This window comes from Paenibacillus sp. FSL W7-1088, assembly GCF_037969855.1.
GTDB lineage: Bacteria > Bacillota > Bacilli > Paenibacillales > Paenibacillaceae > Paenibacillus.
On sequence record NZ_CP150216.1, the window covers coordinates 5248236 to 5262099 of the forward strand.

Consider the following 13864-nt stretch of genomic DNA (forward strand, 5'->3'; position numbering starts at 1 on the left):
AGGCTCCCCCAAAGCTGGAGGAACCCCTTATACTTGTATATCTTATTTGAGCAACGACAATAAATTGTGAACCGTTTGGGCCGTTTCGGCACGAGTAGCACTATTTTTGGGTTTAAATCCCCCTCCAGTTGAACCTTTCATTACACCGAGCTCGGAAGCTTTAACGACAGCTTCTTTTGCCCAAGATGCAATGTTTGCTTCATCCGTATAACCGGCTTTAGCCAACTTGGTATGGTTTGATTGGGTTTGGTATTCGTATGCTCTCATCATGAGCACTGCCATCTCTTCACGAGAAATGGTTTGGGTCGGAGCAAACTTATCATTCGCTATTCCCTGTACCAAACCTGCTTGATATGCAGCAGCCACGCTATCTGCGTACCAGGCATCCTTACTCACATCACCGAATGGCAATTCGTTATCTTTCGCCTCTAAGCCCAGGGTTCTTACGATTAATGCTGAGAATTCGGCACGAGTCGTTTGACCTTGTGGATCAAACGCAGTCTCTGTTTTACCCGTCAGCACATGTTTCGCCGAAAGAGACTTGATTGCTTCACTTGCCCAATGCGTTGAAGCCACGTCCACGAACGATTTATCGTAAACCCATGGTGCATACGTGCCCATATGAGACACGTTGGAAGTGACGGTACCTTGCTGGGTATTTACAACCCCACCGGCATAGTCCCAATTATTATTAGTTGAGTTTTCATTGTACATTCCAATGAGATTACCATTAAGATCACTATTGTAAAAGAGTGTCAGCGTAATATCTTCCGGGAGTGTGGACAAGGATAACTTCTCACTCGAAACCTGAAGGTACAGTTCGAATTCGTAAGCCGTACCTGCAAGTGTCCACGTAAGACCTTGTTTCGTTTCTGGTGCTTGTACATCTTGTTTCTTCACATCCAAAATGATCTTGCCACCAGCAGCACCAGGACCTCCTTTTGTTTGCAGTTCTTTCAATACGCTAGATGGAATGGTGAGTGATAGTACACCTTGCTGAGATAGTGTGAGTGTATTCGTACCTAACAAATCCCCCGCATTGACAGGCAGCTCAATCTTCTTACCCACTGTAATATCCACTTTTGCGGTCCCGTTTGTCACAGCATTCAAATCTTTTTTCGTTATGACCTGATTTTGATTAGTTTCTGGTTGTGGCGTTGGCACAGGTGCAGGAACAGGTGTAGGGGATTGGGATGTCGAAGATCCACCGCCATTTCCCGAACCGCCACCGTTATTACCAGAACCACCACTGTTCATTTCTTGAATTTTATTGAGGAAGTAACCCAGGTCTTTGTCACCAATTTGCAAAACAGGCTCCTTGGTAGAATAGTTAGCGGTCATTCCAAAGTTATTCGTAATATAATTGACTTCCGTGTCTCCTACATAACCATCCTGGTCGATATCAGCGATTTCATCCGAAGTATGATAATGTTTCGTTACAAGCTCCATGTCATAGATATCGATGGCTCCATCCCCATTAATATCTCCTGCATACGTAAAGTCAGACGAATTCAGTTGATTGATGCCATAATATTCGCCATTAATCGTCTTGCTCAGAACCACTGCGAGCCTGGAAGGTAAATGACCGCGAACACGTGTGTAGATGGTCGTCGTTTCACCTGTTGCCGGAATGCCATCGATGAGGAACTCACCCTGTCGTTGTATAGTCCCCTCATATCTCTCCCCGGAAGCCGTTTCTGCATAAACTTCAATGCCCATCTTCGAGTAGTCGTTTGCAAAATCCAAATACTCTCCATTGACCATAAAAGCTTCGGGACGTACATAACCATATGTTCTTGAAGATTTGGAGATCACTTCATAGCTGTCTGTGTTAAACGCGGTTAATGTCAACTTCTCTTCGTTCTCTTTCATGCCAACCGTCGTGTATTTCACTTCAAGCAATGGTACGTCACTTTTCTTAAAATAGAATTCATCCTTGGGTACATCAAAGACAACCTGGAACAAATCAAGATCCCCTGTGATTCCTTCAAAGGACCCACCTGAGATGGATGCCTCAAAGCTGAGTTCTCTTTGGTCCACTACAGGATCACTGAATTTCACCTCAGCACCTGTCTCATCCAGTAATGCCTGCAGCTCAGACGTTGGCTCAATCCGGTTAAATTGTTTATAGTCATACATCGATTCCAGGGTAAACGAAATACCGTTTAACTTCTCCACATTGTTCAATTGAATAGTCTGGGTAATCGTATCTCCTTTACGCACTTCGTCTTTGTCATATGTGCTGGTCACATAAGGTTTGCCTTCGGAAATAAAGCCATAGCGGTGATCCTTGACGGGATTGGCCGCTGTACCCACATCCATTCCAAAGAGTCGAAGTTCGTAACCATTGTCATATTCTTCTTTGGTAATACCAAATGATATGTTTCCTTCTTTGGAAACAGGCAAATCACCGGAATAGAAGGGACTGCCATTCTCGTAGAAAATGACACGGTTGGAAGATTGATCATAATCCGTGATCCCATTATCAACAAAGGTTTGGACTGTTGAATCGATAGCTGTGCCATCATACCAGACGCCCTGTCCACCTTCCCTTTCCGTCAGCATACTATCATTGAGTTCGTATACACCAGGCTCTATACCCAAATCAATCTCGGGGGCTGTATTGTCCACAACTACCAATCTTTCGTATGAATACTGCTTGGAGTCCGAATCGGTCCCGATGAATTCAAGTGTGTAGCTGCCTTCAGGGACAAATCGTGCAACGTTGGAGATCTCCCCGTTTTCAATCGGAAATGCATAACCTCTAAACACATTCAGGATCAGATATTCCACTCCCGGTAGCAGGGACTGCGAATTCAAGGTACCTACAAACCCGATTTCCTCGCCAGTTTCGCGATCCTTCAGCAATACATCTACAGAATCAATGGGACTGCCCAAAAGAATGGCACTCAGTGTCATCCGGTTCAGAAACTGATGGAATGGGGTATCGTTTGTAACGGATGGCGGAATCATCTCCACCGAAGTAATGCCCTTTTCGCTAATGCGGATGGAGAATGGGATCTGAATATGATCCGCCGCATTTTCCGTATCCAGATATACATATCCTTCATAACGGCCGCTCGGCGTGTCCTGTGGTATATCCACTGAAACAGTCATCTCTTCCGTACTTCCGCCACTTACAGTAATGGATTCTGGAAGATGAACATTTAAGTTCATATCGTTTAACAGCTTCATGGAAGTGTTATACGTCTTGGCAAGGTCCCCTTTATTCTCTACCTTAACTGTCCGGCTGTCAGATACGATTCCCTGGCCGTCTTCTTCCAAATATGCACTATCAAATACGATGGAACCTGTAATTTCATCAATCAGGATGGATTCGTCATTGGAGAAGTGAATCGTTTTATCCTGAACTTTGGCAAATATGGATGTGTGGACTGCCCGGTAAGGATCTACTCGGCCTGCCCCTACTTCATACACGGAATAATTCCCGTTCAGATCGACAGCTGTATTCATTAGAGCAGTCTTTACATCAAAAGGTGTATATTCTTCATGTGCCTGGAGCAAAAGTGCAGCAATACCCGCCATATGCGGGGTTGCCATGGAAGTACCCGAAATTCTTGCATAGGCAATGTTATAATTCTCACCCGTATGATCATTCACAAATACAGGATAGGTCGAAAAAACAGCTACGCCCGGAGCTACAATATCGGGTTTAATATCATCATTCACGGAAGCTGGACCTCGGGAACTGAAATCGGCCAGTTTATTTCCTTCCGTAACGGTTTGGCCTGCTGCGCCAAAGGTTACCGTCACGCCGTTCAACTCTTTTAGTTTTTCTCCAAGCTCTCTCATCATTTGGAACGTAGGAATATACCCGTTCATTTCACCCAAATAATTTGGGATTGTTCCTTCAACATTATTATAAATAATTGCTGCTGCCGCCCCTGCTTTTCTTGCGTTGACGATCTTGGCATCGAGTGCAATTTCCCCCCGAGAGATAAGGGCCACTTTGCCTTGTACATCAATACCTTCAAAATCAAAAGCATTACCAAGCCCTGCATAAACAAGTTCGTAGGTTTTGCCTTCAAGGGTGGTCAGATTATCAGTAAAGTCTTTACCAAACAGAGGTAACTCCTCAGTATAAGTTGCAGCAGGTGCTTCTTTCGTTGGCGCTTCTTCTCCTACTGCTGGTACTTCTTCTTCTAATGCAGGTGTATCTTCTGCTGGTGGAGCTTCTTCATCTGCTAAAGAAGGTTCTTCTGCTGTTGGTCGAGCTTCTTCATCCACTACAGGAGTTTCTTCTTCCTCTGCGGATGCCTCATCTTCTACTACAGGTGTTTCTTCTTGCTCCTCTACAGATGTTTCCTCACCCTCAGAAGATGCTTCTTCTTCCATTACAGGTGTTTCCTCTGTCTCTCCCGCACCTGAATTGCTATACACATCCAAAGTCACAGTAGCCGTAGGAATAGTTAACGGAACATCGGAAGCACCAATCGTAATGGCCAGTGCGCTCGCTCCTGGTGTACCTAACGTACCTTCATTGGGTCCATCATTACCTGCGGCAACCATACTCACCACGCCTTGCAGCATCGCATTATTCAGTGCAATCGAAGAAGGATCCAGCGGATCATTCGTAGCAGCCCCTAACGATAGATTGATAACATCAAGTTCATCTTCAATGGCTTTGTCTATTCCGGCAATAATGCCACTCATGTCACCACTTCCACCAGGGCCAAGTACACGATACACATATAAGTCTACATCTGGAGCAACACCTTTTACAGCATACCCCACGTCATTTTTGGCTTGGCCAGCGATGGTTCCCGATACGTGTGTTCCATGGGAAGTATAATAAGCTTCTGCTAATACACCTTGCTCCTTATAGCCCGAATTTTCCCAATCTTCATAGGTCGTCTCCATCGGGTCAGCATCATTATCGATAAAGTCCCAACCTTTAACTGTAGCCGGATCCACTTGTTTTGGATCTTCACCCGCATGAGCACGATACCCTTTATACGCTCCGGTTAGATCCGGATGATTATAATCAATTCCGGTGTCCAGTACACCGACCTTGATTCCTTTCCCTGTAATGCCCTCTTCATGAAGTTTGTCGATGCCAAGATAAGGTACACTATCAGCCATTCGAGGTTGCATTCCACCTCCCGTGGCAAATTGACTTTGTGTGTCTGTCTCTGGTAGATCAAGAGCCACTTCCTGATCAGCCCACACTTTTTTTACTACACCAGATTTCATCAAATCCTCTACGGCTATGCCAGGGATGGTTAGAGCAACACCATTTAGTGCGGTTTCATACTCCTGAGTGATTTGGATCGAAGCAGCATCATAAGATAGATCTCTCTTTTGTTGCAAAGACTTCATGTATTGCTTGAATTGCTGATGATTTTGTTTCACTTTACTTGTCGCCGTAAGCTCGGACATCTTCTCATTGTTCAAAGCAGCCCGTTTCAAGGCGACCGCAGCGGGTTCACTTTTGAATTGGACAATCACATTTACCAAATCTGAACTTTTAGTATTCACCTTGGCGTCAATAACTTCTCCATCCATCACTTGAAGCTGGTTTAGAGCTTGTCTTTCCTCCTTCGTTAGAGATTGCAGAATGGACTTAGCGCTTTCACTCGGCTGGAGAGCGCCATAGGCAGGCGCTGCATAAGCAGGCATGGAAAACATAGAAGACAACAAGACTCCTGTTGCTATAAAACCGGATAACAATCGGGCTGATTTACGTTTCATTTCATACCTCCTGCGGTTTCCTATTAGATTAGGATTATCGTATTCCGCAGCGTATGGAATGTAAATTGGGGTAATTGAGTATGTTAATAGATTGAAATGTTCTGATAATCTTCGAAAAAATTTACATATAAATAGACCGAATTATCTAATTTACATACTTTATTTTACAAATCCAGGATTCCGCTCTTTTATTTAAAGAAAACTTTGCGAAACAAGTATCTTTAGACCTAAAATCACTTTCGAAAATGGATAGTTTTTTCAGAAGGAAATTACTTTTTATGCTAATTTCTTATTACATTCAATACAAAACTTCTGAAAAAAAGCGCAAAAAAGCTCACATCATTCTTCTAAACAGAACGAGATATGTGAGCTTTTATGACCTTCCGAAAATTATTCTTATAATATCCCTTTCCCCTAAGTTACTCAGTTCTTCTTTCGTAATACGTTTAAGGGTGAGGTTAACTAATTCTTTACTTGTTATACTGTCATAACTAGATAGTATATTACCTTTGCATCTTACCTTAATGGCATTATTCAACCGCATTAATGATCAGTAAGAAAGCGAAGAAAACAAAACAGGTCAATCATGGTGGTATCTGACCATAATTAACCTGTTTGATGTAACGGAAAAGTGATATTTAGGTTATAAAATTAAAACATATGAAGTGCATACAAACATATTTAGTAAAACTTTAGATGGGGCTCATAAGTGGTAAGTCAGATTGAGCATTGCTACCCATTCCACTCGGCACTGGCAACCAATCCTCTTAGCCACCTACTTCACATTTTTCTAACATCCATTTCTTTGCTTCATCTGATTTCAACAAAAATGGTTTATCCAACGTACCAATATTAATACTTTTAATATGAGCTTCTTCTATACCTTTAATATTTTTCAAAGTCACTCCGCTTAATAAAGTTTCTTCAAACGTCGCTACACTTATATCTATATTTTCCAGTATTGCCCAACTAAAATCTGTTAAGTAAAACGATACATTATTCAAATTACAATCTACTAAATATGCATTTCTAAATATTGCTTCCCAACAATCACCTTTACTAAATCTACTGTTTTTAACGACGCAACCGGAAAAATTTGTATATCTTAGATCTGATTTATAAAAATCACATTTATCTAAATATGCATTTTTAAATGATGACGAGGCTAATAATGATGTGTGAAAATCGATATTTTCCAGTTTGAGATCATCAAAAGTACACTCTATTAAATATGCTTGTTCAAGCAATATATGGGATAAATCAAAACTTCTTAAGTCCACTTCATCTAACTTTAACATTTCCCCTTCTTTACCAATTGTCTCAACCCATTTTTTATGCAAATCAAACTTCCTATTAAGATTTCCTTCCATTTTCCCACCCCTTCAAGGATACCATATTATTTTATCTGTTACTCCTTCTTCATCAATTGCTTTCTTGAGTTGTTCAACATGCTTAGGCTCCATTTTTCTCGTGTCAATAATTACATTGTTCCCATTATCAAATTCTTTTTGCAGCTTTTTCATACCTTGTTTGATAGTAAAGGCACCCTTTTTGGGATTTGTTATAGGAACTCCATTGTCACCACTTGGGTATGATTCAAAGCTTTTCACGTCCCACTTTAAACCTGAAGAAGTATCATTAAACTCTGCTCCATTTTCTGCTTGAGGATCACGTATTAGCTTTCCTAATTGACCTCTTTCTTCTACTGCTAATCCAACTTCCCTTTCCCTTATATTTTTAGGTTCTATTTTCCCATTACTTGCTGGATCTCGAGCTAAGTCTTCCAACTCCTTCTGAGTTCTACCGCCCGTATAATTTCCATCCTTATCATAAAGGTTAGGTTTGTTACCTTTACCCGTCCCCTCAGTGCCTTCCGAATCATCCTTCGGTTTGGTTGTTTTGGGATTCTCCTGCGGTTTCGTATCGGCTTGCGGTTTACCTTCGTCCTTTTTCTTCGTTGGCGGCTTCCACGTATTCACATCATTCGGTGTTTCTTTTTTTTCTGGATTCGTCTTTGGTGTCGTGCTTGATTTCGACGTTGTCGTTGAATTTCCTTCATTCTTTTTCGAAGAAGGTGAACTACCCGAACTTGTTTTCGACTTCGGCGGGTTCTCTACAGGTTTAGAGGTTGATCCTCCCCCACTGTTTGCTGTCTTTCCATTCCCCGAAGCCGTCTCACCTGTTTTGTTCGTCTTATTATTGCTCCAATGACTTCCTCCACCCGACACGATTCGCATCTTCTGACTTTCTTCCCAATACTTTTTCACAAAGCTCTTCACTTTGGGCACTATGGGCGAAGACGGGCTCGTGCTCACTTTGGGCGGCGTTGTTCTACTTGCCTGCGGGATAGACCGGACCGGGCCTACAAGGCCACCTGCCGAACCTCTCTTGTTCTTAAAATTAACTTGAGTATCCAGGCCTTTTAGCGTCGCATCATATTGATTGTATTCACCCCATAGTTCAGCAAAGGCTTGTTCGCTCATGGGAGCCTTGAGCCTCCAGGACAGATACTTCATTTCATCTAGGCTTAGCTTGAGCCTTCCAATAGTCATAACTGCACTGAAGGCTTGAAGGAGCCCAGCTTAGAAGCGCCCCGATGAGCCCTGTGGCGGCAATGGTGGCTCCGACCAGTCCACCTGGTATCATAACTGTAACGGCACAGTTGTGAATGATTTCAAAAAAACTGTAAGAAAACAAACATTATAATAAAACAGGTTAATCATGGTGGTATCTGTCCATAATCAACCTGTTTGATGCAACGGTATAGCTTTATTTAGGGTATAAAATTAAAACAGTTGATGTGGTACAACCGAAATGGAGAAATCCTAAATCTTAATACGGGTATTACATGGGTCGTATGTGTTATTAGTTGAATGATGGGTTCATTCAGCACTGGTTAGCTCCCAAACTTCAATCCATATAATCTATAACATTTAATATTGTATCTCTCAATGCAATATAGTTCGCAAATCTTTTAGCCATTTTTTCATATTTTACCTCGCTGAAAAAAATCATAAAGACTCTTATGTATCATATGGATGAACAAAGTTTCGAACCTCAAGACACAAGATCCCCTCATAAAAACCTAAAAACAAATGAGCTCCAGTTATATAACTGGAGCCTGTCTTACTTATATTTTAATTAAATGTATAACTGGATGTGACGCTCTCTTTCAGGAATATCTTCATCTTCTAATAAATCCACCTGGGTTAGCGCACCCACATGCTTAAGTTCAGCAATAAACAATACATAGAAGTCTCCTGCCGTCGGATAAGAAAATAAACCATATCCTTTTGGAGATATCAGCTTATTCACCTCCCTAATTTTCTCAGGGAGATATTTGTAGTCAAACTCTCCCAACACCTCTAACTGATCTGCAGTTCCCAATTCGATGTCATAGGCGTACTCATAGTCTAAAACATAATTAACGATTTCCTGATCCACTTCTCCCTTGTAGTCCAGAAATAAAAACCGTTTGGTCGCTAAGCCATGATTCAGCATACTATAATACACCAGTGATTCATCCGGATTGTTCAAAATCATATCGATATCCTCTGCATCATCGAAAATTAAGGGCACCAAATCTTTATCTGCCATGCAGTCTTCCTCCTCTCCTACCCAAACAGAACTCCATGGTGGTTCGGGATATACTCGGGATAGTTTTTGCGATAAAAGTCATCAATCATTCGTAGAACGGGATCCCACTCTGGATACGGTTCAGGATCATGAATGTTCATTTTAGCCTCCGGTGAGTTCATCAGGAAATCATCAAAATGACTTGGATTGGGCAGACCTTGTTTTTTTCTCACATGAAGCAAATACAAAATTTCATAAGGATAAAAAGCGTAATCATAATTTCCAAACTCAAGCGATTTTCCTAACTCTGAAGCGAGCATGGAATGATGTTCAGACATTCTTCCAATCAAACGCGTAATTTCATTCAGATTAGGCGTATGCCATTGTTCCAATACTTCTCTATATATTCCAAGTTCTTCTGGAATCAAATCACACGGCTGCCCCTTATCTGCTAATGCGGACTTCACAGTCAAGTGAACATTTTTATTAGTTCCTTCTATTGTTTGATTGGTGTGTTGTAGATACAACTCTACTAAAAACCAGATATGTTGATTCCAATCATTTGCTTCCATTAAATTATCTCCAAGATATTTGACTATAAAATCAAAAAATATCTTTTCCTCTTTTACCCATCCGTATAAATTGAAACTAATGCAATGATGCTATACTCCAAAGAATAATCAATCAATTTCATATTCGGATAACGATCTTTATAAATATGCCTACCCATGCACTGATAAAATTTTGTTTGTTGAATTTTTTTAGTGCACTCACATCTCGACCGTTTTTTATCAATACGTCATTTTTCCAGACATCTAACCAAAAGGAAGATATATTATCCATATCAATTAATAGGATATGATCACTCTCTGTATCATTAATATCGACGATTTCAACTTTTTTTACCTTCTTCGTATTCATTTACAGCATTACTATCAACAAAATTTTTGACATACCTTTTGTAGGCCAATTGCAATTTTTTTGAATTAACCATTGTTTTCTCCTTCAATTTTATTTGATTTCCTTACTCCAATCTTTTACTTCTCTACGAATTTCTCATCGCTGATCGGATTGTAAATTAACTGTGTCAGATATTCCATCTGTTCCAATGTCAGGTTCTGACCCAACCAGTAGTTATAGTCTCCAAGCTCATCAGCGGTGAGGTCTAATCATCTGATATCTTTCGCAATGCCATTAAAAATGGGCCGAAAAACATCTCATATTCGATATCATTCTGTTTTACCTTCTAGCGCTTCATTCAACTGCCGGCATGTTTGTTGATCAACTCAATTATCCCAAATTAGCTCGGAGCCTGATTATATGTCGCACTAAATTCCATACCCCTGTAAAGAATCATATTCTCTCTATACCTGAGTAACTCGTATTCTATTAAAAGAAGACTCATCCCCCTTTTGTTGATTAAGTTGGATGAGTCTTGAAAGTTTAGACGTTTTTTTATCAAGTATTTACGTGTATGATTATTAATTGTTATTATAAGGTCTTACTTTAAAGATGTATTATACTCTTAAAATAAGTTCAACAAAAACTCTTCTCTATATCTTATCAGTATCTTTAACAATACTTATATCACATTCTTTTTCTATAATTACAAACGCATTATTTATTTTTTGTAAAGTTATATCCTTAAATTGAACATTTAATTTTTCTTTTAATTTTTGTAGAACAGGTAACTCATTAACATATAAATATAAATCTTGAATAATTAAATGTTTTGCATCAATGTGCATTACAACTTTAGTCAAATCATCATCTTTCCGTTCAATTTTTTGTAATTTCCATATTATTCTTTCTTCTTGCTCCCCCTCTTCAATTTCAACAAAACCAAATAAAACTGCTAACTTTTTGTAATTTGGATTTCCTTCTCTAAATATCTCCACTAATTCTATAATCATCTCATCTAAAGGGCTCTCATAAATTTTTTTTCTAAGCAACTCTGGGGTGTTATCATCAAACCAGGAACCTATACTATCAAATTCGTCTCTTGATTCTAACACTCCTATAATACTTGGCTTGGTGTAAAGATAACTCTTATTCATGTCTGTCACCCTTCCTTATTAATAGCGATTATAAATTCCGCCTATTCGTTCTGCTATTCTTTGAAAATATATATCCATTGCCTTATCTATCATTCCTGCTTTGTATAGATTGTTGAATGTGGGGTCCGCTTTCAACTCGGTCTGTACGAATTGATAAACAAATTCCATATGTTTTCCGTCAACTTTCCACCCCTCAGTTCCTCTCTTCATAATATAGATCTTCCCATTCGGAGTTACTGCCCTCATTTCTGCCATATTGAAATCCACAGCAGTTTCCATATCTTGTATACTAAATGACCCATTTTTGGGATGATTATGAGTAAATATTGCAACCTTACCTAAATGCCTATAAGGGTTAAGATTTATAGCACTTTCAGTACCAATAATTATATCTCCTAGTAAATTTCCGTGTTTATCAAAAAATTGACCATGTTCTAACGGTAAATTTTTAATATTGTTCTCTGTTTCAGTAACATTTTTTAGTATATTAGCCGTTCCCGTCCCCGCAGTGCCTTCCGTATTTTCCTTCGGTTTGTTTGTATCCTGTTCTCCCTCTGGTTTTGGTGGCTTGGGTGGTTTAGTGTCCGCTTCAGGATTACCCTCAACCTTATTTGGCAGAGATTTCTTCCATGAATTCACTTCATTTGGAGTCGCATTTTTTTCCGGATTCGTCTTAGTTTCGGTACTTCCTGGTTTCTGTTTTGGTGGCTTCTGATCACTACCCGTTTGGTTAGGTTTAGTTTCAGGTTCACCTTCTATTTTACCACCAGAACTTGCTTGTCCCGTTTTTTTTCGACTTATCCCCGCTCCAATCGCTTCCTCCACCAGAAACAATCCTCATTTTCTGGCCGTCTGTCCATTTCTTCTTCGCAAATGTCGCTGCTTTTTTAAATCCGTTACCAACAACTTGCATGACCTTTCCTTCAATGTCTGGCGTTCTTACCCTTAGATTACCGCCAATCATCGTTCCGTTCTCTATTAAATCGCGATGCATCTCATGATCGTAGATCATCTCTACGAATTTCTCATCGCTAATCGGATTGTAAATCAATTGAGTTACATATTCCATTTGTTCCAATGTCAGGTCCTGACGCAACCAAAAATTATAATCTTTTACCTCCTCGACGGTAATATTATGATATATGCCCGCCCTGTCTAATGCCCATGAAATTTCTTGGTAGTAAGGGGAAAAGAAGGTTTGATGTTGAACATCGTCTTTCTCCACACTCTCGAAAAATTCCAGCGACTTCTGCAGGTCACATTGGACTTTTTCACGCGCCCACTTCTCACGGAAGTAACTCGGAATCTGCTCATAAGCAAGACTAATCTCCTTGTTCTGTTGTTCCAACTTCTTAAAGAAATCGGTCACCGAAGTCGATGTAGTCAGCTCTTTGGCGGCCGTCAGCATTTTACCAAGCATCGCCCATTTCGCTTCGTTCTCCTGCTTTGCATTTCAGCAAAACCATTCATGAGTCGTTCCAGCAAATTCAGCCCTGAAGGCTTGAAAGAGCCTATCTTCGGCACGCTCGCGATGAGACCCGTGGCAACGGCAGCAATGCCTACGCCGATGGCTGTCTGGGCAGCAATACCCCCTAGCGCCCCCAGGATCGGAATCATAGCAGTGATGGCCAATGCAGCTCCAGCCAACGATCCATCTTTCGGGTTCGTCGTTGATGCCTGCGTCACTCCAGCAGCTTCTGCGGCTGCTGCGGCCTGAGCCGCTTCGTACTCCTCAATCGGCATCAGCGGTGGCTCTGGCTCTGGTGGCAGATCCGCCACATGAACAGGCGCTTTGTTGCTGCCCTCCTGTTGCAGCAGGCCAGCTCGCACATTGGCCTCCTCGTCCAGAATGAAGCTGCCACCTCCACCAAGCAGCCATTAGTTATTTCGACACGCAAAAAGCTCTCTCCAACTCATAATTCAAATGGGAAAGAGCTTTTGAATATTAATCAAATGTTTGAATCATTTAATATTGGGTTCGTTGGATATGGTTGTGCTATACGATTTAATTAGCCTGGTATCAAATTGCAACATCTTGGTATCCTACATCAGCTATTTCTTCATTTAATAAACGCACCCCTAAACCATTCTCTGAATCCCATGTACAACTAAAAAGAACTCCAATGTCACGTTCTTCATTAATGTCTCCATACGGAACAACAATCCCCTCTAAAGTAATCATCTTCATCAGTTGAGCTGTTGTTTCAACTAATGGATAATTCCCATTAAACGCAACATCATAACCCAATTCAATCCTTTTTTTCTGTAATAATCTAAAATAGGTTGTAATAAGTTATACTGCACTTGTTTCCAATCTTGTATTAATGATTGATATGCCGTATATTGTTTTTCATCAAATCTTCCATCTTCATCGCCATCAATCATCAATGTAATTTCAAGTTCTTCTCCGAATAATTGAAACATAGTCTTCCTAGTCCAACCATAGTTATATTCGAGCACTCCAAAAACAGGATCATTTTTTATCATTGTGTAATCTCCTCTTTATCGTTTATTAGAAA

8 protein-coding genes and 2 pseudogenes are annotated in these 13864 nt (G+C 40.5%); all 10 read right to left on the reverse strand.

What is annotated here, in order from left to right; all coding sequences use genetic code 11:
- Nucleotides 1-42: 42 nt before the first annotated feature.
- The 10 genes and pseudogenes from MKY42_RS23710 to MKY42_RS23755 all read right to left on the reverse strand — a co-directional run bounded on the left by MKY42_RS23710 (nucleotide 43) and on the right by MKY42_RS23755 (nucleotide 13832).
- On the reverse strand, nucleotides 43-5712 hold the full coding sequence (locus MKY42_RS23710; protein ID WP_179263684.1) for a S8 family serine peptidase: 5670 nt from the start codon (nucleotides 5710-5712) through the stop codon (nucleotides 43-45).
- Nucleotides 5713-6479: 767 nt separating this feature from the next.
- Nucleotides 6480-7082: a pentapeptide repeat-containing protein gene (locus MKY42_RS23715; RefSeq protein ID WP_179263682.1), complete on the reverse strand. Its 603-nt coding sequence runs from the start codon at nucleotides 7080-7082 to the stop codon at nucleotides 6480-6482.
- 12 nt (nucleotides 7083-7094) lie between these two features.
- The gene (locus MKY42_RS23720) at nucleotides 7095-8195 is read right to left on the reverse strand and encodes a hypothetical protein (RefSeq protein WP_179263680.1); all 1101 of its coding nucleotides are present in this window, start codon (nucleotides 8193-8195) and stop codon (nucleotides 7095-7097) included.
- 658 nt (nucleotides 8196-8853) lie between these two features.
- Entirely contained in the window at nucleotides 8854-9309 is a 456-nt protein-coding gene (locus MKY42_RS23725; protein ID WP_179263678.1) for a hypothetical protein, read from the reverse strand.
- A gap of 17 nt (nucleotides 9310-9326) precedes the next feature.
- Nucleotides 9327-10282: pseudogene (locus MKY42_RS23730) on the reverse strand (hypothetical protein).
- 559 nt (nucleotides 10283-10841) lie between these two features.
- A complete protein-coding gene (locus MKY42_RS23735; RefSeq protein WP_179263676.1) occupies nucleotides 10842-11345 on the reverse strand; it encodes a hypothetical protein in 504 nt (167 codons plus the stop codon).
- Between the two features lie 18 nt (nucleotides 11346-11363).
- On the reverse strand, nucleotides 11364-12170 hold the full coding sequence (locus MKY42_RS23740) for a hypothetical protein (RefSeq protein WP_179263674.1): 807 nt from the start codon (nucleotides 12168-12170) through the stop codon (nucleotides 11364-11366).
- Complete coding sequence (locus MKY42_RS23745) at nucleotides 12106-12765, reverse strand: hypothetical protein (protein WP_179263672.1); 660 nt, start codon at nucleotides 12763-12765, stop codon at nucleotides 12106-12108. Before MKY42_RS23745 ends, MKY42_RS23740 begins: the two co-directional genes overlap by 65 nt.
- On the reverse strand, nucleotides 12747-13175 hold the full coding sequence (locus tag MKY42_RS23750; protein WP_179263670.1) for a hypothetical protein: 429 nt from the start codon (nucleotides 13173-13175) through the stop codon (nucleotides 12747-12749). The genes MKY42_RS23745 and MKY42_RS23750 overlap by 19 nt, the downstream gene beginning before the upstream one ends.
- A gap of 190 nt (nucleotides 13176-13365) precedes the next feature.
- A pseudogene (locus MKY42_RS23755) lies at nucleotides 13366-13832 on the reverse strand (DUF2004 domain-containing protein).
- Between the last annotated feature and the right edge of the window lie 32 nt (nucleotides 13833-13864).